General features: G+C 71.8%; 25 protein-coding genes. 11 read left to right on the forward strand and 14 right to left on the reverse strand.

All coding sequences use genetic code 11. From position 1 onward, the window contains the following. Window positions 1–12: 12 nt before the first annotated feature. A complete protein-coding gene (locus ACFYZZ_RS00125; protein ID WP_389169457.1) occupies window positions 13–756 on the reverse strand; it encodes a hypothetical protein in 744 nt (247 codons plus the stop codon). A gap of 314 nt (window positions 757–1,070) precedes the next feature. Between ACFYZZ_RS00125 and recA the strand changes: the two genes are divergently transcribed. From recA to ACFYZZ_RS00140, 3 genes are all read left to right on the forward strand, one after another. After that, complete coding sequence (gene recA, locus ACFYZZ_RS00130; RefSeq protein WP_389169459.1) at window positions 1,071–2,186, forward strand: recombinase RecA; 1,116 nt, start codon at window positions 1,071–1,073, stop codon at window positions 2,184–2,186. Between the two features lie 3 nt (window positions 2,187–2,189). After that, window positions 2,190–2,942 carry a recombination regulator RecX gene (gene recX, locus ACFYZZ_RS00135; protein WP_389169462.1) on the forward strand — a complete coding sequence of 251 codons (753 nt, stop codon included), beginning with the start codon at window positions 2,190–2,192 and terminating at the stop codon, window positions 2,940–2,942. Between the two features lie 174 nt (window positions 2,943–3,116). Next, window positions 3,117–5,645: an ABC transporter permease gene (locus tag ACFYZZ_RS00140; protein WP_389169465.1), complete on the forward strand. Its 2,529-nt coding sequence runs from the start codon at window positions 3,117–3,119 to the stop codon at window positions 5,643–5,645. Window positions 5,646–5,694: 49 nt separating this feature from the next. On the opposite strand, the gene ACFYZZ_RS00145 is transcribed toward ACFYZZ_RS00140, so the two are convergent. The 8 genes from ACFYZZ_RS00145 to ACFYZZ_RS00180 form a co-directional block, all read right to left on the reverse strand. Continuing rightward, window positions 5,695–6,108, reverse strand: coding sequence for a rhodanese-like domain-containing protein (locus tag ACFYZZ_RS00145; RefSeq protein ID WP_389169467.1), 414 nt, complete (start codon window positions 6,106–6,108; stop codon window positions 5,695–5,697). Next, the gene (locus tag ACFYZZ_RS00150) at window positions 6,105–6,650 is read right to left on the reverse strand and encodes a cysteine dioxygenase (RefSeq protein WP_389169469.1); all 546 of its coding nucleotides are present in this window, start codon (window positions 6,648–6,650) and stop codon (window positions 6,105–6,107) included. The genes ACFYZZ_RS00145 and ACFYZZ_RS00150 overlap by 4 nt, the downstream gene beginning before the upstream one ends. A 72-nt stretch (window positions 6,651–6,722) precedes the next feature. Continuing rightward, window positions 6,723–6,836: a putative leader peptide gene (locus tag ACFYZZ_RS00155; protein WP_389171925.1), complete on the reverse strand. Its 114-nt coding sequence runs from the start codon at window positions 6,834–6,836 to the stop codon at window positions 6,723–6,725. Window positions 6,837–6,886: 50 nt separating this feature from the next. Beyond that, window positions 6,887–8,530 (reverse strand): FAD-dependent monooxygenase, encoded by a 1,644-nt coding sequence (locus ACFYZZ_RS00160; protein WP_389169471.1) that lies wholly within the window; start codon window positions 8,528–8,530, stop codon window positions 6,887–6,889. A gap of 177 nt (window positions 8,531–8,707) precedes the next feature. Continuing rightward, window positions 8,708–9,601: an amino acid ABC transporter permease gene (locus tag ACFYZZ_RS00165; RefSeq protein WP_389169473.1), complete on the reverse strand. Its 894-nt coding sequence runs from the start codon at window positions 9,599–9,601 to the stop codon at window positions 8,708–8,710. Beyond that, window positions 9,598–10,263 carry an amino acid ABC transporter permease gene (locus ACFYZZ_RS00170; RefSeq protein ID WP_389169476.1) on the reverse strand — a complete coding sequence of 222 codons (666 nt, stop codon included), beginning with the start codon at window positions 10,261–10,263 and terminating at the stop codon, window positions 9,598–9,600. Before ACFYZZ_RS00170 ends, ACFYZZ_RS00165 begins: the two co-directional genes overlap by 4 nt. 75 nt (window positions 10,264–10,338) lie before the next feature. Beyond that, window positions 10,339–11,175, reverse strand: coding sequence for a glutamate ABC transporter substrate-binding protein (locus ACFYZZ_RS00175; RefSeq protein ID WP_389169479.1), 837 nt, complete (start codon window positions 11,173–11,175; stop codon window positions 10,339–10,341). Window positions 11,176–11,261: 86 nt separating this feature from the next. Continuing rightward, a complete protein-coding gene (locus tag ACFYZZ_RS00180) occupies window positions 11,262–12,038 on the reverse strand; it encodes an amino acid ABC transporter ATP-binding protein (RefSeq protein WP_389169482.1) in 777 nt (258 codons plus the stop codon). Between the two features lie 295 nt (window positions 12,039–12,333). Between ACFYZZ_RS00180 and ACFYZZ_RS00185 the strand changes: the two genes are divergently transcribed. Continuing rightward, window positions 12,334–13,020, forward strand: a complete 687-nt coding sequence (locus ACFYZZ_RS00185) for a response regulator transcription factor (RefSeq protein WP_386581024.1) — start codon at window positions 12,334–12,336, stop codon at window positions 13,018–13,020. 9 nt (window positions 13,021–13,029) lie between these two features. After that, complete coding sequence (locus ACFYZZ_RS00190; protein ID WP_389169485.1) at window positions 13,030–14,436, forward strand: ATP-binding protein; 1,407 nt, start codon at window positions 13,030–13,032, stop codon at window positions 14,434–14,436. Between the two features lie 70 nt (window positions 14,437–14,506). On the opposite strand, the gene ACFYZZ_RS00195 is transcribed toward ACFYZZ_RS00190, so the two are convergent. Further along, the gene (locus ACFYZZ_RS00195; RefSeq protein ID WP_389169488.1) at window positions 14,507–15,505 is read right to left on the reverse strand and encodes a TAXI family TRAP transporter solute-binding subunit; all 999 of its coding nucleotides are present in this window, start codon (window positions 15,503–15,505) and stop codon (window positions 14,507–14,509) included. Window positions 15,506–15,612: 107 nt separating this feature from the next. Between ACFYZZ_RS00195 and ACFYZZ_RS00200 the strand changes: the two genes are divergently transcribed. After that, window positions 15,613–16,020, forward strand: coding sequence for a MazG nucleotide pyrophosphohydrolase domain-containing protein (locus ACFYZZ_RS00200; RefSeq protein WP_389169491.1), 408 nt, complete (start codon window positions 15,613–15,615; stop codon window positions 16,018–16,020). A gap of 4 nt (window positions 16,021–16,024) precedes the next feature. On the opposite strand, the gene ACFYZZ_RS00205 is transcribed toward ACFYZZ_RS00200, so the two are convergent. The 3 genes from ACFYZZ_RS00205 to ACFYZZ_RS00215 all read right to left on the reverse strand — a co-directional run bounded on the left by ACFYZZ_RS00205 (window position 16,025) and on the right by ACFYZZ_RS00215 (window position 18,626). Beyond that, window positions 16,025–17,467, reverse strand: coding sequence for a hypothetical protein (locus ACFYZZ_RS00205; RefSeq protein WP_389169494.1), 1,443 nt, complete (start codon window positions 17,465–17,467; stop codon window positions 16,025–16,027). Window positions 17,468–17,764: 297 nt separating this feature from the next. Beyond that, window positions 17,765–18,205, reverse strand: coding sequence for a MarR family winged helix-turn-helix transcriptional regulator (locus tag ACFYZZ_RS00210; protein WP_389169497.1), 441 nt, complete (start codon window positions 18,203–18,205; stop codon window positions 17,765–17,767). 61 nt (window positions 18,206–18,266) lie between these two features. Further along, window positions 18,267–18,626 (reverse strand): DUF6204 family protein, encoded by a 360-nt coding sequence (locus tag ACFYZZ_RS00215; RefSeq protein ID WP_389169500.1) that lies wholly within the window; start codon window positions 18,624–18,626, stop codon window positions 18,267–18,269. Window positions 18,627–18,711: 85 nt separating this feature from the next. On the opposite strand from ACFYZZ_RS00215, the gene ACFYZZ_RS00220 reads away from it, so the two are divergent. Then, window positions 18,712–19,461, forward strand: coding sequence for a PP2C family protein-serine/threonine phosphatase (locus ACFYZZ_RS00220; protein WP_389169503.1), 750 nt, complete (start codon window positions 18,712–18,714; stop codon window positions 19,459–19,461). On the opposite strand, the gene ACFYZZ_RS00225 is transcribed toward ACFYZZ_RS00220, so the two are convergent. Further along, window positions 19,427–20,185, reverse strand: coding sequence for a hypothetical protein (locus ACFYZZ_RS00225; protein WP_389169505.1), 759 nt, complete (start codon window positions 20,183–20,185; stop codon window positions 19,427–19,429). The genes ACFYZZ_RS00220 and ACFYZZ_RS00225 overlap by 35 nt on opposite strands. A 422-nt stretch (window positions 20,186–20,607) precedes the next feature. Here ACFYZZ_RS00225 and ACFYZZ_RS00230 point away from each other — a divergent pair, with 422 nt between their 5' ends. The 4 genes from ACFYZZ_RS00230 to ACFYZZ_RS00245 are packed head-to-tail and all read left to right on the forward strand — an operon-like array spanning window position 20,608 to window position 24,815. Continuing rightward, window positions 20,608–21,150: a hypothetical protein gene (locus tag ACFYZZ_RS00230; protein WP_389169508.1), complete on the forward strand. Its 543-nt coding sequence runs from the start codon at window positions 20,608–20,610 to the stop codon at window positions 21,148–21,150. Window positions 21,151–21,169: 19 nt separating this feature from the next. Further along, window positions 21,170–23,446 (forward strand): CHAT domain-containing protein, encoded by a 2,277-nt coding sequence (locus ACFYZZ_RS00235; protein WP_389169511.1) that lies wholly within the window; start codon window positions 21,170–21,172, stop codon window positions 23,444–23,446. Continuing rightward, on the forward strand, window positions 23,443–24,144 hold the full coding sequence (locus ACFYZZ_RS00240) for a hypothetical protein (RefSeq protein ID WP_389169514.1): 702 nt from the start codon (window positions 23,443–23,445) through the stop codon (window positions 24,142–24,144). The genes ACFYZZ_RS00235 and ACFYZZ_RS00240 overlap by 4 nt, the downstream gene beginning before the upstream one ends. Continuing rightward, window positions 24,144–24,815 carry an RES family NAD+ phosphorylase gene (locus ACFYZZ_RS00245; protein ID WP_389169517.1) on the forward strand — a complete coding sequence of 224 codons (672 nt, stop codon included), beginning with the start codon at window positions 24,144–24,146 and terminating at the stop codon, window positions 24,813–24,815. The genes ACFYZZ_RS00240 and ACFYZZ_RS00245 overlap by 1 nt, the downstream gene beginning before the upstream one ends. Window positions 24,816–24,858 lie beyond the last annotated feature (43 nt).

Here is a 24,858-nt window from a genome sequence, read left to right on the forward strand (position 1 = left end):
CCGGGGCCGTGGTCAGTACGTCAGGACCGCCCACACCGCGGCGGCGGCGACGGCCGCCGCGTAACAGCCCACTGCGGTGGCCACGACGCGCCACCGCGCGCGCTCGCTCCAGGACGTGCGGGACAGCAGCCAGGCGAGCAGCGGGGGGACCAGGACGGCGTGCAGGCTCACCCCGTGCAGCGGCTTGAGCGGGGCCGTCGAGTGATAGGCGGCCTCCTGGTGGCCGGTCCGGGTGAGCACGACCCCGCGCGCGATCATCGCCGCGCCCGAGGCCAGCGCCACGAGCAGGATCGCGAACCCCGAGCGCACCGCGAGCGGCATGCCGGCGGGGCCCGTCGGCCGGTGCCGGAAGGACGCGACGGCGAAGACGGTGAGCAGCGCCACCAGGACACCACCGCCCACCGCGAGCGTCATGGACACCGCAGTGTCGAAGGGGGTCTCCATGTTCAGGTGCGAGGGCGCCCGGCGCCACGCCTGAAGGGTGATGCCGCCGACCTCCACCACACAGTCCACGGCGAAGACGACGAGCAGGACGGTGCGCAGCCGCGCCCCGATGCGCAGGTACGACGTGACCCAGGTGATCGCGATCAGCGTCACCCCGAAGGAGAGCCCGAACGTGACGGGCTTGCGCCAGGAGACGGGGCCGTCCCAGGGGCCGCCGTCGACCGCGAACACCACCAGGTGGGCGAGACCGGAGAGGACGAGGAGCAGACCGGTCGCGTGACACAGGCGCTCGGCGGGGCGCGGATTCTTCATGGCCCCAGGCTTCCGGGAGCGGGCCGTGCGGTCGTCGTCCGGCCGAAGACACCCGCTCTACGACGCCGGGAGTAGCGGCGTGTGCCGCGGCGCGGAAGGGGGCTGCGGGCACCGCGTGGTGCGCTTGACACGAAAATCGAACATCCATTCTTATGGAGGCTCGGGCAAGGCTTCAGACGGGGATTTCGGCGCGTTTCGTATCGAGATGTCCCCTTGTTATCCACAGGCCGGGCCGACGTCGGGGCGCATTGTCAGTGGCAGGCGTTAGCGTCTTTGACGTGAAGCGATCGACTCAAGCAAACCGGGTGGAACCCATGGCAGGAACCGACCGCGAGAAGGCGCTCGACGCCGCGCTCGCACAGATTGAACGGCAATTCGGCAAGGGCGCGGTCATGCGCATGGGCGAGCGGTCGAGGGAGCCCATCGAGGTCATCCCGACCGGGTCGACCGCACTCGACGTCGCCCTCGGCGTCGGTGGTCTGCCGCGCGGCCGTGTCGTCGAGATCTACGGCCCGGAGTCCTCCGGTAAGACGACCCTGACCCTGCACGCCGTGGCCAACGCCCAGAAGGCGGGCGGCCAGGTCGCCTTCGTGGACGCCGAGCACGCCCTCGACCCCGAGTACGCGCGCAAGCTCGGCGTGGACATCGACAACCTGATCCTCTCCCAGCCCGACAACGGCGAGCAGGCCCTGGAGATCGTGGACATGCTCGTCCGCTCCGGCGCCCTCGACCTCATCGTCATCGACTCCGTCGCCGCGCTCGTCCCGCGCGCGGAGATCGAGGGCGAGATGGGTGACAGCCACGTCGGTCTGCAGGCCCGACTGATGAGCCAGGCCCTGCGGAAGATCACCAGTGCGCTCAACCAGTCCAAGACCACCGCGATCTTCATCAACCAGCTGCGCGAGAAGATCGGCGTGATGTTCGGCTCCCCTGAGACCACGACCGGTGGCCGGGCTCTGAAGTTCTACGCCTCGGTGCGTATCGACATCCGCCGCATCGAGACCCTGAAGGACGGCACGGAGGCGGTCGGCAACCGCACCCGCTGCAAGGTCGTCAAGAACAAGGTCGCCCCGCCCTTCAAGCAGGCCGAGTTCGACATCCTCTACGGCCAGGGCATCAGCCGCGAGGGCGGCCTGATCGACATGGGCGTGGAGCACGGCTTCGTCCGCAAGGCCGGCGCCTGGTACACGTACGAGGGCGACCAGCTCGGCCAGGGCAAGGAGAACGCGCGCAACTTCCTCAAGGACAACCCGGACCTGGCCAACGAGATCGAGAAGAAGATCAAGGAGAAGCTGGGCGTGGGTGTCCGGCCGGAGGAGCCCTCCGCCGAGCCGGGCGCGGACGCGGCGGTGACCACCCCGGCCGCGGACGACGCCAAGGCGGCTCCCACCAAGGCCACCAAGCCCAAGGCCGCCACTGCCAAGAGCTGACCCGTGACACGACGAACCGACTGGGCCGAGTACGAGCACGCCACCCCCGGTGCCCCACGGGGGAGGGGCAGCGGCGGCGACTCGGGCTCCGCCACGGCCGGTGACGACGGGTACGGCGACGGGGAGCACGGCGGGGCCGGGTCACGGGGCGGTCGGGGGCGCGGCCGTGGCCGTCGGCGGGGCGGCTTCGGGGAGCCGCCCGGTGAGGACGAAGGCACCCCTACCTCGTCGAGGGCCGAGCGGGGGGAGTCTTCGGGGGACCCGGCTGAGCGGGCGCGGGCGATCTGTCTGCGCCTGCTCACCGGGACCCCGCGCACCCGCAAGCAGCTCGCGGACGCCCTGCGCAAGCGGGAGATCCCCGAGGATGTGGCCGAGGAGGTGCTGTCCCGGTTCGAGGAGGTCGGGCTCATCGACGACAGCGCGTTCGCGGACGCCTGGGTGGAGTCCCGGCACCACGGCCGGGGGCTCGCCCGCCGCGCACTCGCCCAGGAACTGCGCACCAAGGGCGTCGACTCCGCGCTGATCGACGAGGCCGTCGGCCAGCTCGACTCCGAGCAGGAGGAGGCGACCGCCCGCGAGCTGGTCTCCCGCAAGCTGCGGGCCACCCGTGGCCTCGACCGCGACAAGCGGCTCCGGCGCCTCGCCGGCATGCTCGCCCGCAAGGGCTACCCCGAGGGCATGGCCCTCCGCGTGGTCCGCCAGGCCCTGGAGGAAGAGGGCGAGGACACGGAGTTCCTCGAGGGCGAGTCCTTCTGACGGCCGGCGCCCCGTGTGGCGGTGGGGTTAACCCCCGCCCAAGACGCCGGGCCACCGCAGTGCTTCCGGACCCGTGCACGCGCGAGTGTGTATGCATGCCCCGGACCACGGCCCACGCCGAGGCCGGCCGGCGCACGGACCCCCGAGACGCACAACAGAAGAGAGCCCGCCCCGATGATGCTGCGTTACGCCCTCCAGACCGTCCGCGCTCGAAAGGCGGGCTTTCTCGGCGCCTTCCTCGCCCTGATGTGCGCGGCCGCGCTGATCACCGCCTGCGGCACCCTCCTCGACACCGGCCTGCGCGGCACGATCCGCACCGAGCGCTATGCCGCCGCTCCCGTCGTGGTCTCCGCCGACCAGTACGTCCACCAGACCACCGTGAAGCACAAGAAGGGCAAGGCCAAGGTCAAGCACAAGGCGAAACCCGTCGCCGAACGCGCCTGGCTCTCGGCGGACCTGCGCGAAACCCTCGCCCGCACCCCCGGCGTCGCCCGCGTCGTCCCCGAACTGACCTTCCTCGCACAGCCGTTGACCCCGGCCGGCACCGACGGCCGTACCGCCTACGGGCATGCCTGGGACTCCGCGGCGCTGACGCCGTACCGGCTGACCACGGGCAGCGCGCCCGAGGCCGCCGACGATCTCGTCATCGACGACGACCTCGCGGCACGCGCCCACCTCCGCCCCGGCGACCGCCTCACCGTGCAGTCGACGCAGTCCCCGCGCAGCTACCGGATCACCGGTATCGCCACACCGGCCACCGCCGTCCGCCACCAGACGTCGCTGTTCTTCGCCACCGGGGAGGCCGAGCGACTGGCCGCGCACCCCGGGCAGGTCACCGCGTTCGGCGTGCTCCCGGCCAAGGGCACCGACCCGACGGCGGTGCGGCAGGCCGTGGCGCGGGCACTGCACGGCACCACCGCGCAGGTCAGCACCGGCGACGCCCGCGGGCCCGTCGAGTTCCTGGACGCGGCCGCCGCCCGCACCCGGCTGGTCAGCATGGGCGGCGCGATGGGCGGCACCTCGCTGCTGGTGGCGGTACTCGTGGTCGTCGGCACCTTCGCGCTCTCCGTCCAGCAGCGCCACCGCGAACTCGCCCTGCTCCGCGCCATCGCCGCCACGCCCGGACAGATCCGCACGCTGCTGGGCCGGGAGGCACTGATCGTCGGCGCGGCGGCGGGCAGCGCCGGCGCCCTGCTCGGGCTGCCGCTGGGCAGCTGGCTGCACTCCAGGTTCGTCGCCCTCGGCGCCGTACCCGTCACGCTCCAGCACACCGTCAGCGTCTTCCCACCGCTCGCCGCCCTCGCCGCCACCCTGCTCGGTGCCTGGGCGGCGGCCCGGATCGCCTCCCGCAGGATCGCCGGGATCCGCCCGGCGGAAGCCCTGGAGGAGGCCAGGACCGAGCGCACCCGCCCGGCCTGGGGGCGTATCGCCGCCGGTCTGCTGCTCCTCGCCGGTGGAGTCGTCCTCGTCGCCGTCCTCGCCTCCCTGCGCACCGAGCCCGCCTCGACTCCCGTGACCTTCCTCGCCGTCGTCGTCCTGTCCACCTCCGTGGCCCTGCTCGGCCCGCTGCTGGTCAAGGCGGCCGCGCTGCTGCTGGCCGGTCCCCTGCGGCTCACCGGTCACGGCGGCCGCCTCGCCACCGCCAACCTGCGCGGCAACGCCACCCGGATGGCCTCCGTCGTCACCCCCCTCACCCTGCTCATCGGCATGACCTGCACCGTCCTGTTCGTCCAGTCGACCCTCGGCGACGCCGCCCGGACGCAGGCGCGCGAGGGTGTCACCGCCGACTGGGTCGTCGCCGCCCAGGGGCCCGGTGTCCCGGGCGAGGCCGCACGGCTGCTGCGCGCGCAGCACGACACCGTCACCGAGGTGGTCCGCACGACCGTCCGCATCGGCCTCGACAAATACCCGGCCCAGGGCGTCACGCCGACCGGCCTGACCCGCACCTGGGACCCGAAGGTCACCGCCGGCTCCCTCCGCGATCTCGCCCCCGGCACCGTCGCCGTCAGTGAACTGGCCGCGGACCAGCACCACTTGAAGCCCGGGAGCCCTCTGAAGCTCACGCTCGGCGACGGCACGCCCGCCACGCTCACCGTCGCCGCCGTCTACGACCGGGGTCTCGGCTTCGGCGACCTCACCTTCGCCCACGACCTCGTGGCCCGGCACATCGACAACCCGCTCGCCTCCTCCGTCCTCGTCAGCACGACCCGTACACAGACACAACTCTCGACTACGCTGCGTGAGTTCCCGGGTCTGCGAATTCTTTCGCCGGCCGCCGCGGATTCCCTCCAGGCCGACCGGCAGCAGGCGAACGCCGAGGTCAACTACCTGGCCATGGGGCTCGTGCTGGCCTTCACCGCCATCGCCGTCGTCAACACCCTCGCCATGTCGGTCGCTGAGCGTGTCCGGGAGTTCGCCCTGCTCCGCCTCGCCGGAGCGACCCGCCGTCAGGTGCTGCGCGTGCTGCGCACCGAGGCGCTGTCCGTGCTGCTGCTCGCCACCGCGCTCGGCAGTGGCATCGCCCTCGCCGTACTCACCGCGTTCAGCCTCGGCATGACCGGCCGGGCGGCCCCGGCGGTCACACCCCTGCTCTACGTCGGTGTGATCGCGATCGCCGCCCTGCTCGTGCTCGTGTCCAGCGCCCTTCCGGGACGCGCGGCGCTGCGCGTCCCGGCGGTGACGGTGGCCACGGCGAAGGAGTGAGCTGTAGGGAGTAGGGGCAGGCCCTGGCCGCCGCCCCGCTGAGCCTCCGTCAGCCCTTCACCGGCTCCACCGGCAACCCCTGCGTCCGCCACGCCTGGAAACCGCCTACCAAGTCCGTCGCCCGGTGCAGGCCCAGCTGGTGGAGGGAGGCGGCTGCCAGGCTGGAGGCGTAGCCCTCGTTGCAGATGACGACGACGCGCAGGTCGTGGCCGGTGGCCTCGGGGACCCGGTGGCTGCCCTGGGGGTCGAGGCGCCACTCCAGTTCGTTGCGCTCGATGACCAGTGCTCCGGGGATCACGCCGTCCCGCTCGCGCAGGGCCGCGTACCGGATGTCGACCAGCAGGGCCTCACCGCGGCCTGCCGCCTCGTGCGCCTCCCGTGCCTCGATGCGCCGGTAGCCCGCGCGGACCCGCTCCAGCAGGTCGTCGATGCCCACCGGCCGTGTCTCCGTACCGCCGCTCACTGCCAGTCCTCCGGGCGCTCGACCTGCTCCAGACGCAGCACCTGACCCGTGCGACTGTAGCGACGGATCCGCGGCAGCGGCGGGTAGTAGGCATGGACGGAGATGGCATGCCGGTCCGGGGACTCGTTCAGCACCTCGTGCACGTGGTGGCGGCCGAAGGAGCGGCCCTGTCCGGCGGGCAGCCGGCGCTCGCGGTCGACGCCCTCGGTGAGTTCCAGGGTCTTCCAGCCGTCGGTGGGCAGCCGGGCGGCCAGCGAGTACTCCTTGAGTTCACCCGCCGCGGTGAGGAAGGCGCCCACCGAGTCGGCGTGGTCGTGCCAGCCGGTGCCGGTGCCGGGCGGCCAGCCGATCAGCCAGGCCTCGCTGCCGCCGGGGCCCTCGAGCCGCACCCAGGTGCGGCCCTCCGGATCGAGCGGCAGCGAGGCGATCAGCTCGGTGTCGGCGGCCGTGCGCCGCGCGAAGTCGAGGAGGTCCGCCTGGGTCGGCGCCGAGCCGGCGGTACCGGCGGTGGCAGCGGGGGAGACGGAGGGGGATACAGACACGTGCACCGTCCTGAAGAAGGTTCGCCGAGCGGGCGCACAACGGCGCCCGGAGAAAGAAGAGGGGGAGCGAATTCAGCAGGACGGGCGACACACACAGCCCGCGTAGCGGACGAGGTCCATATGGACCCTCCGCCACAGGCGCACACAGGTGTCGGTCACGATCCGGAGTACAGCACGCTGCTGCACTCCGGTCAACTCACCGTCACCATGTGGACAGAGGGTGACCGGGCACGGCGTCAGCGCGCGCCGGAGCCGGCCTCCGCCTCCGCCTTCTCCTCGTTCTCCTCCTCCTTTTCCTCCTTCTCCTCCTGCACGGCGCCGCCGAGCGTCGCCTCGGCCGCCGCGTACAGGTCGGCCGGACGCACCCCGCTCAGTGCGGTGACCAGGTGGCCGTCGGGGCGCACGAGCAGCACGCTGTGCGCCGGCGCACCCGGGTAGTCCTCGGCGACCAGCAGCTCGGCCGGGTGCGGAAGCGCCGCCACCGCGGCGGCGAGCCGGGGCATGACCCCGGCGGACACCCAGTGTTTGCGGTCCCACACGCCCGTGCCCGGGGCGATCAGCACGACGAGCAGCGCGCCACGGCCCAGCCGGTCGCGCAGCTGTACGAAAGAACCGTCCTCCGCCGTGACCCGCACATCGGCGACCGGTGAGCCGAACGGGGTGTCGACCGGGATCTCCGCCTCCAGATGCCGGGGCGTCAGCGGCGAGTCGGCGTACGTCCCCGGCGCCCCCACCGAGCCGCGCCCCAGATGACCGTCCGTGAGCAGCGCGTCGTGGCCCCGGGCGGCGCCCGGGACGTAGTGCCGGAGCGCGCCTCCGCCGCGCAGCACCGGCAGCAGCTGGTCGGCGGCGCGCAGCCGGGCGGCGACCACCGCGCGGCGCTCGGCCTGGTAGCTGTCGAGCAGCGCCTCGTGGTGCCCGTGGTGCCAGGCCGGGGCCAGCTTCCAGGCCAGGTTGTCGGCGTCCCGGAGACCCTCGTCGAGCCCCTGGGTACCGAGCGCGCCGAGCAGATGGGCCGCGTCCCCGGCGAGGAAGACCCGGCCGGCGCGCCAGCGCCGGGCCAGCCGGTGGTGCACCGTGTGGACACCGGTGTCGAGGAGGTCGTACGCCGGTGTGGTGCCGTCCGTCCAGCCCGCGAGGGTCTCGCGGATCCGGGCCACCAGGATGTCGGGCGTGACCAGGTCCTTGCCCGGCGGCAGCAGCCAGTCCAGACGCCACACGCCGTCCGGGAGGGGGCGGGCGGTCACCTCCCCGGCCGAGGGCCCGGACGACCGCCACGGCGGCATCCGATGGAGCAACGCCTGGCCCTCCCACGGAAGTTCCACCCGCAGGGCCGCGACCGCGTGCCGCTCCACCGCCGTACGGCCCGGGAAGCGGATGTCCTGCAGCTTGCGCACGGTCGAGCGGGGCCCGTCGCAGCCGACCAGGTAACTGCCGCGCCACCAGGTGCCCTTGGGGCCACGGGTGCGGGCGGAGACGCCGGAACGCTCCTGCTCGATCGAGTCGAGCCGGCTGTCCGCGGCGACCTCGACCAGCGGCTCGTGCGCCACCGCCGCACGCAGGGCACCCGTGAGGACGTGCTGGGCGAGGTGCAGCGGGGCCGTGGGATCGCCCTCGTCGAAGGTGATCTCGTTCAGCACCTGCCGGCGCCTGACCGACCGCCATCCGGTCCATCTCACGCCGTGGTCGCCGACGGCGACTCCGGTCAGCCGCTCCAGCAGGGCGGCCGTGTCCTCGCGCAGCACGACGGTGCGCGCCGGGCGTGGGTCGTCCTTGCCGGGGCCCTCGTCCAGGACGACGGAGGGCACCTCCTGACGGGCCAACGCCAGGGCGAGCGTGAGCCCGACGGGCCCCGCTCCGACGATGATCACCGGGTCCACGGTGCGGCGCCCCCTGTCCGCAGCGGTGCCCTGACGGACATGGAGGAACAGGAAGGTGAAGCGGGGTGCACGATCACAGAATGTATGCAACCCATTGGCAGAGTTTGCGTCAAGTGACCAGAGGCAGTGGCGATCACGCCACTGCCTCTGGGTGACGCATTCGGGTTTGACCTGACGTCAGACTGCGATTCCCGTTCCCGCGGCGCCCGCGATGTTGACGGTGTCGTCGACACCGAGCACCGCGCCGGTCGACTTCTTGCGCCGCCGCAGCCGCCCCTCAAGCCAGCTCGCGAACGAGGTCAGCGAGAAGTTGATGACCACGAAGATCGTGGCGACGATCGTGAACGAGGCGATGGTGTTGGCACCGTAGTAGCCGCTCATCGTGTTGGCCGAGGCGAGCAGTTCGGGGAAGGTCAGGACCGCGCCGCCGAGCGCCGTGTCCTTCACGATCACGACCAGCTGGCTGACGATCGCCGGAAGCATCGCGGTGACCGACTGCGGCAGCAGGATGAGCCGCATCACCTGGTTCTTGCGCATACCGATCGCCATGGCCGCCTCGGACTGGCCCTTCGGCAGGGCGAGGATGCCCGCGCGGACGATCTCCGCCAGCACCGACGCGTTGTACAGCACCAGACCGGTCACGACTGCGTAGAGCGGACGGTCGTCGGAGGGGACGTCGGTGTACTGGGCGAACAGGGCGAGTCCGAAGATCATCAGGACCAGCACCGGGATCGCGCGGAAGAACTCCACGACCATCGCGACCGGGACACGTATCCATACGTGGTCCGAGAGGCGGGCGATGCCGAGCACGGCGCCGAGCGGGAGCGCGATGACCATCGACAGGGCCGCGGCCTTCAGGGTGTTCTGCAGACCCGGCCAGATGTACGTCGAGTAGGCCTCGGTGCCGGTGAAGAACGGCTTCCAGAGCACCCACTCCCACTGGCCCTTGTCGTCGAGCCCCTTGTACACCCACCACAGGACGGCCGCGAGGACGACGAGGAAGCCCGCCGTGTAGAGGATGTTGCGCCGCTTGGCCCGGGGGCCCTGGGCGTCGTACAGGACCGAACTCATCGCTTCACCGCCACCTTCTTGCCCACCCAGCCGAGGATCAGACCGGTCGGCAGGGTCAGGCAGCAGAATCCGAAGGCGATGAACGCGGAGATCAGCAGCAGCTGTGCCTCGTTCTCCACCATCTCCTTCATCAGGAGTGCCGCTTCCGCCACGCCGATCGCGGCCGCCACCGTCGTGTTCTTCGTCAACGCGATCAACACGTTGGTCAGCGGGGCGACGGCCGCGCGGAACGCCTGCGGCAGCACGATCAGGCCGAGAACCTGCGTGAAGCTCAGGCCGATGGCCCGGGCCGCCTCCGCCTGGCCGACCGGAACCGTGTTGATGCCGGCGCGGATCGCCTCGCAGACGAAGGCCGACGTGTAGACGGTCAGCCCGAGCACCGCCAGCCGGAAGGTGCTCGTGTCGACCTGGTCCGACCCCAGGGTGATATTCAGCGTGTCCTTCAGGCCGAGCGAGGCGAACAGGATGATCACCGTGAGCGGGATGTTCCGCACGATGTTCACGTACGCGGTGCCGAAACCGCGCATCAGCGGCACCGGGCCCACCCGCATGCCGGCCAGCAGCGTGCCCCAGATCAGGGAGCCCGCGGCCGACAGCAGCGTGAGCTGCACTGTCGTCCAGAAGGCGCCCAGCACGTCGTACTTGTCAAGAAAGTCGAACACGATCTCCCGCGCTTCCGCGTGTAGGGATGCCCGGGTGCGCCGCCCTCACGGACGGCGCACCCGCCGGGCGTTGCCTCAGCTCTTGATGTCGCCGATCTTCGGAGCGGGCTCGTTCTTGTAGCCGGCCGGGCCGAAGTTCTTGTCCACGGCCTTCTGCCAGGAACCGTCGGAGACCATCTCCTCCAGGGCCTTGTTGATCTTGGCCTTGAGGTCGCTGCCCTTCTTGACGCCGATGCCGTAGTTCTCGTTGGTCATCTTGAAGCCGCCGAGCTTGAACTTGCCCTTGAACTGGGACTGGGCGGCGTAACCGGCGAGGATCGAGTCGTCCGTGGTCAGCGCGTCGATCGCCTTGCTCTGCAGACCGGTCAGGCACGCCGAGTACGTCGGGTACTGCTGCAGCTGCGCCTTGGGGGCCAGCTTGTCCTTGACGTTCTGCGCCGACGTCGAGCCGGTCACCGAGCACAGCTTCTTCTTGTTCAGGTCCGCCGGCGACTTGATGGTGTTGTCGTCCGCGCGGATCAGCACGTCCTGGTGGGCCAGCAGGTACGGGCCGGCGAAGTCGACCTTCTGCTGACGCTCCGGGGTGATCGAGTAGGAGGCCGCGATGAAGTCGACGTCACCGCGCTGCAGCATGGTCTCGCGGTCGGCGCTCTTCGATTCCTTCCACTCGATCTGGTCGGGCTTGTAGCCGAGCTTGCCGGCCACGTAGGTCGCCACGTCGACGTCGAAGCCCGCGTAGCCCTGCGGGGTCTTCTGACCGATGCCGGGCTGGTCGTACTTGATGCCGATGGTGATCTTCTTGCCGCCGCCGGAGGAGCCGTTGTCGTCCTTCTTGTCGCCGCCGCACGCGGTGGCGGACACGGTGAGGGCCAGTACGACGGCGGAGGCGGCGGTGACCTTGCGGAGCTTCATCGTGAACATCCTTTGAGTGGTGAGGAACGCGGTCCGTGAGGGACGGGTGGCCCCGGTGGTGCCCGGGGCGCGCGGGCTCGGTGCCGTCAGTGGTGCAGGATCTTCGAGAGGAAGTCCTTGGCCCGGTCACTGCGCGGATTGCTGAAGAACTGGTCGGGCGCAGCCTGTTCGACGATGCGGCCGTCCGCCATGAAGACCACCCGGTTTGCAGCCGATCGTGCGAATCCCATCTCGTGGGTGACGACGATCATGGTCATGCCCTCCCGGGCGAGCTGTTGCATGACCTCGAGGACCTCGTTGATCATCTCGGGGTCGAGGGCCGAGGTCGGCTCGTCGAAGAGCATGACCTTGGGGTCCATGGCCAGCGCCCGGGCGATGGCGACGCGCTGCTGCTGGCCGCCGGACAGCTGGGCCGGGTACTTGTCGGCCTGGGTGCCGACACCGACCCGGTCGAGCAGGGCACGGGCCTTCCCCTCGGCCTGCTTCTTGTCCGCCTTGCGGACCTTGACCTGCCCGAGCATCACGTTCTCGAGCACGGTCTTGTGCGCGAAGAGGTTGAAGGACTGGAAGACCATCCCGACGTCGGCGCGCAGCCGGGCCAGCTCCCTGCCCTCCTGGGGCAGCGGCTTTCCGTCGATCGTGATGGTGCCCGAGTCGATCGTCTCCAGGCGGTTGATGGCACGGCACAGGGTCGACTTTCCGGACCCGGAGGGCCCGATGACCACGACGACCTCACCGCGGTCGATCGTCAGGTCGATGTCCTGGAGTACGTGCAACGCGCCGAAGTGCTTGTTGACGCTCTTCAGGACGACCAGTTCGCCGGACGTGGCCACGTCTTCCTTGGCCACCGATACTTTGGTCATCGCTCTCAGGCTCCGTCCTCCTCGGTTTCGGTGGACAGTAGTGATGGCCGGTGACCAGCGTCATCACATCTGAGGGGAATCTGAGCATCACGATCCGATAGCAATCGGACACGTGTCGTAGCACTTGAGACCCGTGCGCATATCGGGGGGATAACGGAAGCGGCAGGCAACCGGAACCCCCTTGACGCCGTCCTTCTCCATCGGCGTGACTTCCATGGTGCACGCGCGCGTGCGTGCGATCTACAAGCCGAACGAGAACCGTGACCGTATGACCGCTGAACCGGAGGGGGCCGGGATGAGACTGCTGCTCGTCGAGGACGACAACCATGTCGCGGCCGCGCTGTCCGCGGTCCTCGCGCGGCACGGATTCGACGTCACCCACGCGCGCAGCGGCGAGGAGGCCCTCCAGGCACTCGTCCCCGAGGGCGCCGGATTCGGCGTGGTCCTGCTCGACCTGGGCCTGCCCGACCAGGACGGCTACGAGGTCTGCGGCAAGATCCGCAAGCGCACCAGCACCCCGGTGATCATGGTCACCGCGCGCTCCGACGTCCGCTCCCGCATCCACGGGCTCAACCTGGGCGCCGACGACTACGTGGTGAAGCCGTACGACACCGGGGAACTGCTCGCCCGGATCCACGCCGTCAGCCGGCGCACCGCCCACGAGGACGCGGCACCGGGCGCCGAGACCTCGCTGCGGCTCGGTTCCGTGCTCATCGAACTGCCCAACCGCCAGGTCAGCGTGAACGGTTCGGTGATCCAACTGACCCGCAAGGAGTTCGATCTGCTCGCGCTGCTCGCCCAGCGGCCGGGCGTCGTCTTCCGGCGGGAGCAGATCATCAGCGAGGTCTGGCGCACCAGCTGGGAGGGCACCGGCCGCACCCTGGAGGTGCACGTCGCCTCCCTGCGCGCCAAGCTGCGCATGCCCGCGCTGATCGAGACCGTACGCGGAGTCGGCTACCGGCTCGTCGCGCCGGCCGCCTAGCGGGGCCGGGTGCGCACACGGCTCCTGCCGCTGCTCATCGTCCTGATGGCGGCCGTACTCCTCGCCCTCGGCCTCCCGCTCGCCGTCAGCGTGGCCGCGGCCCAGCAGCAGAAGGTGGTCGTCGACCGGATCGACGACACCGCGCGCTTCGCCGCGCTCGCGCAGTTCGTCACCGACGCGCCGAGCGGATCCCGCCGTACCGTCCCGGACGAGCGCCAGGAGACGCTCCGCCGCGAACTGGACAGCTACTACGGCGTCTACGGCATCCGCGTGGGCGTCTTCTACGGCAACGGCTCGGTCATGGCCAACGCCCCGGACGACTGGGTCGTACCGCAGACGGGGGAGGTCCGGGAGGCGTTCGGCGAGGCGCTGCTGAGCCGCCGCAGCCACGACCCCCGGCAGGTCTGGCCGTGGCAGCGCAGCCGGCTGATCGTGGCCTCGCCGGTGATCCGGGACGGGGACGTCGTGGCGGTCGTCGTCACCGACTCGCCCACCGCGCAGATGCGTTCGCGGATCCTGTTCGGCTGGCTGTTCATCGGGGCCGGCGAGATCGCCGCGATGCTGCTCGCCGTGGGCGCCGCGCTGCGGCTGACCGGCTGGGTGCTCCGGCCGGTCCGGATCCTGGACGCCACCACCCACGACATCGCCACCGGGCGCCTCAAGTCCCGGGTGGCGGTCGCCGGCGGGCCGCCGGAACTCAGACGGCTGGCCCGGTCGTTCAACGAGATGGCGGACAACGTCGAGGACGTGCTGGAGCAGCAGCGCGCCTTCGTCGCGGACGCCTCGCACCAGCTGCGCAACCCGCTCTCGGCGCTGCTGCTGCGCATCGAGCTGCTCGCCCTGGAGCTCCCGCAGGGCAACGAGGAGATCGCCTCGGTCCGCACCGAGGGCAAGCGCCTCGCGCAGGTCCTGGACGACCTGCTCGACCTGGCGCTGGCCGAGCACGCCGAGGCCGATCTCAGGCTGACCGACGTCGGAGCCCTGACCGAGGAGCGGGTGGCCGCCTGGTCACCGGCCGCCGCCGCCAAGGGCGTCCGGCTGGTCGGCGACTGCCCGCCCATCACCGCCTGGGCCGACTCGATCACCCTGTCCAGCGCGCTGGACGCGGTGATCGACAACGCCGTGAAGTTCACCCCCGAGGGCGGCACGGTCGAGATCGTCGTCGCCTCCAACGGCGACACCTCGACGGTCGTGGTCACCGACACCGGCCCCGGCCTCACCGACGAGGAACTCGCGCGCGTGGGCGACCGCTTCTGGCGCAGCGGCCGCCACCAGAACGTCAAGGGCTCGGGTCTGGGCCTGTCCATCTCCCGCGCCCTGCTCGCGGCGGGCGGCGGCTCGATCACCTACGCGCACCACGAGCCGCGGGGACTCCAGGTGACCGTGGCGGTGCCGAGGAACCCGGACGGCCTCTGAGGCCGCACCGAACAGGGCCTCGCACCTGGGCCCTCACCGAGTAGGCCCCGACCGTCCAGGGCTTCACCGACTAGGGCTTCACCGACCGGTAGTACCGCCGGGCGCCCTCCTGCAGAGGCAGCGGGTCGGTGTAGATCGCCGTACGAAGGTCGACGAGCTGGGCCGAGTGGACATGGGCGCCGATGCCGTCGCGGCTCTTGATCACCGTGCGGGTCAGCCACTCGGTCAGCCGGGGATCCATGTCCTTGCGGGTCATCAGCACGTTGGACACCGCGATCGTCGGCACCGCGGTGCCGTGCTGCACGGACGAGTACGCCGTCTCGGGCATGTTGGTGGCCCGGTAGTAGCGGGCGGCGTCCCCGCCGGCGTGCAGCTTGGTGACGAGGTCGCCGTCGATCGGTACGAACCGGAAGGCGGACTTCTTGGCCAGCTCGACCAGTCCCTTGGTGGGCAGCCCGCCCGACCAGAAGAAGGCGTCGATCTTGCCGTGCCGCAACCGGTCAGGGCCGGTGTCTATGCCCTCCGCCATCGGAGTGATGTCCTTGTGCGGGTCGATGCCCGCGGCCCTGAGCACCCGGTTCGCGATCAGCCGCACCCCGGAGTCGGGCAGCCCGGTGGCCACCCGCTTGTGTCGCAGGTCCGCGACGCTGTCCACCCTCGAGTCGCGCGGCACGATCAGCTGTACGTAGTCGTCGTAGAGCCGGGCCACACCGCGCAGCCGGTCAGCGCCGCTGCGGTGCTGCAGCTCGTACGTCTCCACCGCGTCGGCCGCCGCGATCGTGAAGTCGGCCTTACCGGTCGCCACCCGCTCGACGTTCTCCTGTGAACCAGCGCTGTTCAGCAGCTTCACCTGCAGCCCCGGCATGTCCCTGGCCAGCTCGGTGCGCAGCCGCTCGCCGTACTCCTGGTAGACCCCGCGGGGCGTGCCGGTGCTGAAGACGATCGTCCCGCTCGGCGGGGTCTCGCCCAGTGGCAGCAGCCACCACAGCAGCAGCCCGAGAGCCACGACGCCGACGGTCGCGCCCTGGAGCGCCCGGCGCCTGCCGATACGGGGGAACACCTTGGACATGCGGGTGATCCTGCCAGGCCGTGCGCGGGGCTGACCAGGGCCGGGGTCACTCCGGGGCCCTCGGGAGGGGCGGAGGGAGTGTCGGTGGCGGCCGTTAGAGTCGCCGTATGAGCTCTTCGCCCGCCCGTTTCGTCCGTGAGTTCCACCGCGCCTTCGGCCTCGACGCCCGCACCACGCCGACGGAGGTGGGATCCGAACTGGCCGCGCACCGCGGGGAACTGCTCGCCGAGGAAGCCGCGGAGGTCGCCGAGGTGTCGGTCGAGGGCCCGCTGGACAGGCTCGCGCACGAACTGGCGGACGTGGTGTACGTGGCGTACGGCACCGCACTGGTCCACGGGATCGATCTCGACGAGGTGATCGCCGAGATCCACCGCGCCAACATGAGCAAGCTGGGCCCGGACGGCCAGGTCGCCCGCCGCTCCGACGGCAAGGTCCTCAAGGGCGAGCACTACCGGGCGCCGGACGTGTCGGCCGTGCTGCGCCGCCAGGGCTGGATACCCGGCGGCGCAGCCTGAGGTCCTAGGACGACAGGGAGCCGCCCGCCAGCTTCCACTCGCGGTGCAGGGAGCCCAGCGGAACGCTTCGCTGCAGCACCGGCGTGCCGAAGATGGAGAGCTGGATCCGCAGGGTGCCCGAGAGGTCGACGCCGCCGTACACACCCCAGGTGCCCTCGGCCTTCACCTCGGGCTTGTCGGAGGAGGCGGTGACGGTCCCGGAGGCCTCGCCGCGCAGGTACGGCGCCAGGTCGGCGGAGACGCCGACGGTGCCGTAGAGGCCGACGGTCGCCTCGGCGCCGAGGGCCGCCTTCACGCTCCCGGCGGTGGTCAGGGAGGCCCGGACGGGCGTGCTCTTCATGTCCGACGAGCTGACCGGCGTCCACCCCTTGCCCACCCCGAAGGTGCCGCCCGCCTTGAAGTCGCCCTTGAGGCTCTGCTCGACGTCGACGGTCACATGTCCGTCGGCACTGATCTGGAAGTAGCAGGTCAGGTCGAGGTTCACGACGACGGGGACCGGGCCGACCTGCAGAACGGGGTCGGCGTGCAGCTTGGCGAACGGGATCCGCAGCGGGGCGTTGGTGGTCGCGGCGGCCCGGCCCTTCACGGCCCACCCGGAGGTCCAGTCGCCGGAGACGCCGAGGTAGGCCGAGCCGGGCGCCGCGTCGGTCCCGGTGCCGCCGTAGCTGAAGTCGACCTGCGGGGCCACCTGGACGAACCCGGACACCGAGGCACTGGCCGAGGCCGGGGCGCCCTCGGCCGTCTGTACCTTGGCGCCGACGTCGAGCCGGAGGCTGCCGAGCGGCACGGTCCCGCCCTTGGGGCCGACGTGCACGTCCCCGGTCTTGGACCAGGAGACCTTGACGTCGGGCAGCAGCTTGTCGACGGTGAAGGAGGACGGGTCGACCGGCACGGTGCCCTTGGCCGTGTCGTCGCCCAGCAGCGCGTTGAGCGCCGCCGGTTCGGTCTGCACCTCGGTGCCCCGGTCGCTCTCGCCGATCACCTTGGTGACCTTGGCGAGCAGCCCGTGCGGGGCCCCGGGCGCCGGGGCGCTGGCGATGACGTCACCCACGGCGGTCTTCTGCGGCGCCGCCGAGGAGGTGGGCGAGGAGGTGGGCGAGGGGGTCGCGGGGGACTGCGAAGTCCCCTTCCTCGCCGGTGCCTTGGAGATGACGGCGCGGCGGGTCCGGCTGTCGTACGAGCTGACGGTGAGCGTGGTCTTGTGCGCCCGTCGGCCTGTGCCGGAGGTGCCGGCCGTGGCGGTCGCGGTGGCGGCGGGGGCCGCCGCGACGGTGAGCGAGTGGCCGGTGTCGCCGGTGGGGCCGTCGGTGGCCCGGACGTCCTGGCCCTGGCCCGTCGCCGATGGTGCGGCGTGCGGCGCGGGCGAGGAGCAGCCGGCGGCGAGGAGGAGGGCGGTCACGGCGAAGGCGGGCAGGAGGGCACGGCGGTGCCTCGTGCGTCTGCGCAAGGTCGGTCCTGGGGTGAAGTGGGGGGTGAGGAAAAAGGGCAGCACCGATGGCCGGCTACCTATGGGTAGAACCGGCCGGTAACTCGGTGGTGAGCCATGAGCATGCCATGGCTGCGGGCACAGACCCCGCACAATTCGGCCACAACCCAACGTGACCTGGAACACGGCTAGTTCAGGCCGTGCGGTGGCCGGATTCCGGCCAGGGGCGGGTCCCGCTCGGGGAGCGGATGCCGGTCGGGGAGCGGATGCCGGTCATGGGGGCGGGTCCGTCGACCCGCCCCCATGACCGGGCGGAGGTCAGCCCGTGAGCCCCCTGCCGCCGAGCCGGGTCAGCAGGCCGGAGAGCAGGGCGATGTCCTGCTCGCTCCAGGCGGGGCCGGAGAAGATATCGGCGGCCGTCTCCTCGGCCGTGGCCAGCATCTCCTTCAGCCGCTCCCGGCCGGTCCCGGTCAGCGACGCGTAGGCCACGCGCGCGTCACGGGCGTCCGACTCGCGGGTCACCAGCCCGATCCGCTCCAGGGGTGCCAGCCCGCGGGTCACCCCGGAGGCGGTCAGCCCCAGCGCCTCGGCCAGATCGACCCGGCGCATCCGGCCACCGGGCGCCTGCCCCAGGCGCAGCAGCAGCGTGAAGTCGGCCAGGCTCACCCCGTGCAGCCCGCCGAGCCGGGCGTCGAAGCGCCGCACGAGCGCCGTCTGCGCCCGCACCAGCCGCAGCGCGGCGTCCAGGGCGTCACTCATCACTCACCGGCACTCCGATCGCCGCCCTCCTGTTGATTGCCATCTCCTTGACTACTCAAGTTTATGCGCCGCTGGAACGCGCGGCGCGCCGCTGCCGCTTCCCCAAGGGCGCCTGGGAGAGGTCCTCCGCGCTGGACCGGAGGTTCTTGAAGCCGTAGCCGCGCTCGGTCAGCCATGCCTTCGCCGCTTCCTCGGCCCGCTCGGTCGCCTCCAGGACGTCCTCCTCTTCCTCCCCCGTGTCCGAGAAGCGGAAGACGAAGGCGGGCCGGGCGGCGATGTCGTAACTGAGGTGCCCCTCGGGCGTGTAGGCGGCGTGCAGCACGTCGTGCCGGGCGGCGTCCGCGAGCAGTTCGGCCCGCTGGGCCTCGCTGAGCCCGTCGAAGGCGCCGCGGACGGTGATACGGAAGGTTCGGGTACTCATTGCGCGACCTTAGGCACAGCGGGCGGCACGCCTCCACCGGGTTTCCGGCACGAAACTAGACTTTGAGGGAAGGCGGTGGCGTTCCATGCCGTACGTGACTGTGACCGGGCTGAGCCATCCCGGGCTGCTCCGCGAGCGGAACGAGGACAGTCTCGTGGTGGGCCCGTGGACCCTGTGCGCCACCGTGACCGAGAGCCCGCAGACCCTGTTCTTCCCGCTCGGGACACCTCTGGTCGTCGCCGTCGCGGACGGACTCGGCGGGCATCCCGGCGGTGACCTGGCCAGCGCGCTGGTCGTGCGCCGGATCGCGTCGATCGGCCCCGGCCTGAGCAGCGAGGACGCCGTCCGCGACGCCCTGAGCGCCTGTAACCGCGCGGTGTACCTGGCCGCCGGCGGCGACGAGGCGAGCGACCTGGCCGCCATGGGGACGACGGTCGCCGGCATCGTCCTGCAGCCCGGCTCCCTCATGGTGTTCAACGTGGGCGACAGCCGGGTCCTCGCCGCCTCCGACGACGGGCTGCGCCAGCTGAGTGTCGACGACAGTCCACCGCTCGAACCCGGGCAGCGCACCACCTCCCTCGTCACCCAGTGCCTGGGCGGCAGCCCCGGCTACCGCCCCATCCGCCCCCACGTGGCGGCCGCGCCCCTGACGCCCGGCGACCGCTACCTCGTCTGCACCGACGGCCTGACCGATCCGGTGCCGCCGGAGGTCGTGGACGACGTCATGCGGGAGCGCGAGGACAACCGGGCGGCCTTCGAGCTGTGGAAGGCCGCCATCGCGGCGGGCGGCCCTGACAACATCACGCTGGCGGTCGCGCGCGTCGTGGACGAGTAGCCCAGTCCCGGCCCGGGCCGGGATGACCCTGGTGGATGGTCAGCGCGTTGCCGAGCGCGATCAGCACCACCGTGCGCGAGGAGTGGTCGGCGGGGGTGGCCCGCTCCAGGGACTCCGGTTCGCCGACCAGCTGCGCCAGCTCCTGGTCGGACTCGGCCTCCATGGCTTCCGCTGTGTCGGTCGCGGTCTCGGCCGTGGTGTCGGCCCCGCTGTCCGAGTCCGGGCTGGTGGGCTGGGCCGGCGAGGTGCCCGGCCGGTCGGCCATCGCGTACAGCGTCGTACGCAGTTCATCGGCGAACGGAATCCCCTCGGGCAGCACGTCCAGCAGCGTCTCCGGATCGGAGAGGTCGGTCCGCGCCATGTGCGACAACGCGTCGCGTAACTGGACCAACTCTCTTCGTACTTCCGGGGGCAACGGCAAATCCTCGGCCTCCTCGGCCGGCGCCAGGAACTCTGCGATCACGGCGGGCCCCGCATCGGGCCCCGTCTGCCGGGCGTGGTCGAAGACGGACCAGAAGTCCGTGGTGGTCGCGGAGGGGCTCTTCGCCATCAGCAGGAGCAGCGCCGCCCACCGTCTGTCCTCCGCGGTCGCCGCCGCGCCGACGGTCGTCGCCGGATCCCGTACCTCGCTCAGCAGACGGTGGGCCCGCTCGCGGTCCTCCGGCGTGCCGAGCCCGGCCCCGTGCCGCATGGCGAGCAGGGCGCCGAGCCGCACGGAGACCATGGCGAGCAAGGGTCGGTCATGGTCCAAGAGGTCACACAGCGCGCTGAGTTCGGGGACCGGGGCCGTCGAACTCGGCGGAGGACACCGATCCGGATCCCACCCGGCTGATCAACTCGGCGACCCGCTCGGTCACATCGGTCACCCAGGCCCGCAGCCGTGAACGCCGCCGCTCTCCTCGTCGCTCACCGTTCCCCCCCGTCCACCCACCTCGTCCCGTGGCCCATGAATACCCCGAGGCGGCTCCTCCGCCGCCGTCTTCGCCGCAACTCCCTCACGACAACCGGAATGTGCCCGGTAGGCGCCCGGATCGATCATGTGGTCGGTGGCCGGGCGAACACCGGGCGACGTCCGGGCCGGGTGTTCACGGCGCCCGGATTCCGCTGCTTCGCTGGGGCCGGGACGGAACGACGGACGGAGGAGGCGTGGACGTCGGGGGAGCGACCGCGCTCGTGGTCGCGGTCGTCGGGGTCGTCGGGACGCTGCTGTCCGCGCTGCTGACCCAGCGCGCGGCCGACCGCAGCCGCCGACGCGAGCAGGAGCACGCCGAGGAACTGCAGGAGCGGCGCAGGCAGGCCCAGGAGCTGCGGTCGTGCTACGTGGCGCTGAACACCTCCGCCCGGCACTATCTGGCCGCGCTCACCGACCAGTTGCACGCGCTGGACCGCACCGAGGACGCGAGAGTCGTACGACAGCGGCTCACCGAAGCCCGTGACCAGTACCGGGACGTGTACGCGGAGGCGCAACTGCGGGTGCCGGAGTGCGTGCTCGACCTCGCGGGCGACTTCAGCCGTGACCTGGGCACGGTCTACGGCATGGTCCGGCGCCTGGACGAGGGCGCCCCGCGGGCCGGGGACTCGCCGGTCGTCGTGCAGCAGGGCATCGATGCGCTGTGGGGCGGGCTGCGGCGGATACGACGGGCGATGAGGGTCGAACTGGGCGCCTCCTGGGTGGATTTCGGGCGATGAGCACCCGAAGGACTGGATCTTGTCGCCACCGGTCCGGTGGATCGGCATAGTGGCGTTCGGGCCAGGGGCTGTCGAGGACCCGGAAAGGCAGGACATGCCGGTGAGCGACGAGGAGAGCGGCGGCGTACGGGGGCTGCGCGCGTGGGCCGCGGACGCAGCGGAGCGGGTCAAACGGCTGGTCCCCGCCATGGGGGACGGCGCGGTGGTGCCGCTGCGGGCCTACGACGCATCCGTGGCCGAACTCGACCAGCTGGAAAGGCTGCTGGACCATGATCCCGGCCTGCGCAGTGCGGTGAGCGTATGGCTGGCGGGCGCGCTGACCTTCCGGCAGATCGCCGGGGGAGGCCGTCCCGGGGACCGGGAACGCGGGGAGAAGCTGCTGCGGGACGTGCGGGATCCCGCGACGGCGCTGGGAGCGACGGCGACCGAGGAGGACCGGCGGTGGGCGGCGTTGTTCCTGCTGCCGCTCCTTACGCCGTTACAGCCACAGCAGGGCGGGTTCGGCGTCCGGGAGGGGAGGGCGCCGCGGGTCGCCGCCGAATCGCTGTGGTCTCTGGCCGAGGCCTATCGCGAGCGCGGTGTCCGCAACGAGGACGTGCAGGACGTCGCCGCCCTGGAGGCCGCCAAGGAGGCGCTGACCGCGCTCGCCGCCGACGTCCTCCTCCAGGACGGTGCGGAACACGGACTGCTGGCGGCCCGCGCCGGAGCGAGCAGGGGTGTGCGGGCGGCCCTGTGGGGGGCCTCGCAGGGCCGGCTGCACGAGGCGGTGGCCGCGCTGGAACTGGGTCGGGCCCTGGTGCTGCACGCGGCGTCGACCTCGTCGGGCGTGCCCGAACTCCTGGACGCGGGCGGGCACCACGCGCTGGCCGAGGCGTGGCGGGCGGCCGGTACGGCCGAGGGCCTGGATGCCGACGACGACGGCGTCCCCGGCGAACTGCCGAGCACGCTGCGCCGCCAGGCCCTCGAAGCCCTCGGCTACCGTCGGGAGGGCGGCCTGCTGAGTACGCCCACGCTGAGCGAACTCGCGGACGGGATCGAGGAGAGCGGCGCCGACGCACTCGTCTATCTGGTCCCCGGCGAGGGCGAGAACCCCGGCGTGGTGCTCGCGGTGAGTCCGCGGCTCGGCGCCGCGGTGGGGGTACGGCAGTTGCTGTCCGGCGCCGGGAGCGGCCCGTTGGAGCGCTACCTCGACGCCACCGCCGTACGGGACGCCGACCGGAACGATCCGTCCGCCGAGGAGGCCTGGGAGGAAGCCCTCACCGCGCTCTGCGACTGGGCCTTCGAGGTGCTCCGCCCTCTCCTCGCCGAGGTGGAGGAGCGGCTCGCCGCGGAGGGCGAGCGGGGCGACCGGCCGCTCAGGCTCGTCCTGGTGCCCTGCGGGCGACTCGGCATCGTCCCCTGGCATGCCGCGCGTCTCCCGGAGGAGGCGCCCCACACCCACCTCTGCCAGACCACCGTGATCAGCTACGCGGCGTCCGGCAGCCAGTTCCTGCGGACGCTGAGGCGCGCGCCGCGCGAACCGGCGGCCGCCCCTGTCCTGCTGGCCGACCCGAACCTGGACCTGACCCATGCCGAGGTCGAGGTCATGGCCCTGCGTGACGCCTTCTACAGGCGGGCCCGGATGTGCGGCGGGATCTTCGAACTGGCCGACGACGAGCTGACCCCCGGCACGCCCGACGACGTCCTCGCCTTCCTCGCCGACGGGACCTCGCTGCTCCACGTGGCCTCGCACGGATCGGCGGGCACGCGTCCCACGGTCTCGGCGCTGCATCTGGCCGCGCCCGAGGACACCGGGGAGACGCCGGCGGACGAAGCGGGCCCGGGCCGGCTGACGGTGACCCGGCTCCTCGACCGGCCGGACCAACAGGCCGCCCGCGAAGGGCCGTTGGTCGTCCTCAGTGCCTGCCAGACCGATCTGAGCACCCGCGACCACGACGAGGCGCTGACCCTCACCACGGCGTTCTTCGCGGGCGGCGCGCGGGATGTCGTCGGATCACGGTGGACGACCCAGGACAGCGCATCGGCGCTGCTGATGGCGGTGTTCCATCATCACCTGACCGTCGAGGGGCTCAGTCCCGTCGACGCGCTCAGGGCGGCACAGCTGTGGATGCTCGACCCGCACCGCACGAACCCGGGCTCGCTCGGCGGCGAGCTGCTGCGGCAGCTCGCACGCCCCGACCTCGGCCGGATCGCGCTCTGGGCCGCCTTCATCCACCAGGGGCATCCGGGCCCGGGAGCGACGGGACCCGGAAGCCGTGGAGAAACAGAAGCAGGTACCGAAGGGGGGAACGCATGAACGACGGCGGTACGAGCGACGGCCCCGGCGGCTCGACGGAGCGGCTGCTCGTCCTGATCGGCGAGCACCGGGACACCATCCGCGAGGCGCTCGACGACGAGCAGTACGCGCTGCTGCTGGCCCGGCTGGAGGCCCTCGCGGCCACGGACGCGGCCGACGGCAGGGCGGTGCGCAGGGCGTCCCAGGGGGTTCGTCTGGCCCTGCTGCCCCTGCCGCTTGACCATCATGTGCGCAGGGCGCTGGACTCCGTACGACTCGTCGCGGCGCCCCCCGGGCCGAGAACCGTGGTGGAGGCGCGCGAGTTGATGGCTCTGCTGACAACCCTGTCGACCGCCCCCGAACCGGCGTACGGCACGGCGTCCGAAGAGGACCGGATGCTGCTCGGGGCGCCGGCCCTCTCGGCCGACGAGGCGCGGGTCCGCTGCGGCGGCGCGCCACCCCCCGAGCTGATCAGACTGACGGATCCCCGGGACGGCGACCGCTATCCGGAGTTCCAGTTCGGCGAGGGCGGTGGCACCCCGCGCGAGGTCGTCCTCCGGGTCAACCGGCTGCTCCTCGCCGACATCGACCCCTGGGGCGCCGCGGCCTGGTGGCTGGGCGGCAACACCTGGCTGGGCGGGACACCCGCGTCGCTGCTCGGCCGGCTGCCGGACCACCGGCTGGTCGGCGCTGCCACCGTGCTCGTGGAGGGGGACTGATGAGCGACTTCTTCCCCATGATCGAGTTGGAGTTGCGTCCCAACCGTCTGGTGATCCCGGCCGGCACCGAGCTGTGGCGGGTGCACCAGTCCAAGTACGCGCCGGACCGGTTCAGCCCGAAGCTCGCGGACATCCACTTCGGCGGGGGCCGCTTCGAGGGCACGGTGCTGGATCCGTACCACAGCCTGTACCTGGCGGACACCCGGCTCACCGCCCTCGCGGAGAGCGTGCTGCGCTCCCGGCCCTTCGAACTGCCGGTCGGCATGCGGCGGATCCCCTACGGCGCCGTCTGGCGGCGGTCGCTGAGCGGCCTGCGCACCCGGTGCGCGCTGAACCTGGTCTCCCTGGTCGACGGGCAGGATCTGGCCGCCGTCTGCCAGGACTCCACGCTCCTGGAGGACGAGAGCAACTACGCGGTCGCGCGGCGCTGGTCGAGCGAGATCCGGGCGCAGGCACCCGATGCGATGGGGCTGGTCTGGGAGTCCCGGCGCAACCGCGCCCAGCGTGCCCTGGTGCTCTTCCACGACCGCTTCGAGCACTGCGACGGCGGGCCGCTGGAGGTGCTGCAGGACGGCGGCATCCCGGACCTCGGCTCCCAGGAGGGCATGAAGAAGGCCAATGAGATCCTCGAACCGCTGCGGGCCGTCATCTCGGAGCCGGTGTGGCAGTGATGCGGGGACGGCCCGTCCTCCTTGTCGGTGGCCGAGACGTGAT

Source organism: Streptomyces sp. NPDC001816 (assembly GCF_042892235.1).
GTDB lineage: Bacteria > Actinomycetota > Actinomycetes > Streptomycetales > Streptomycetaceae > Streptomyces.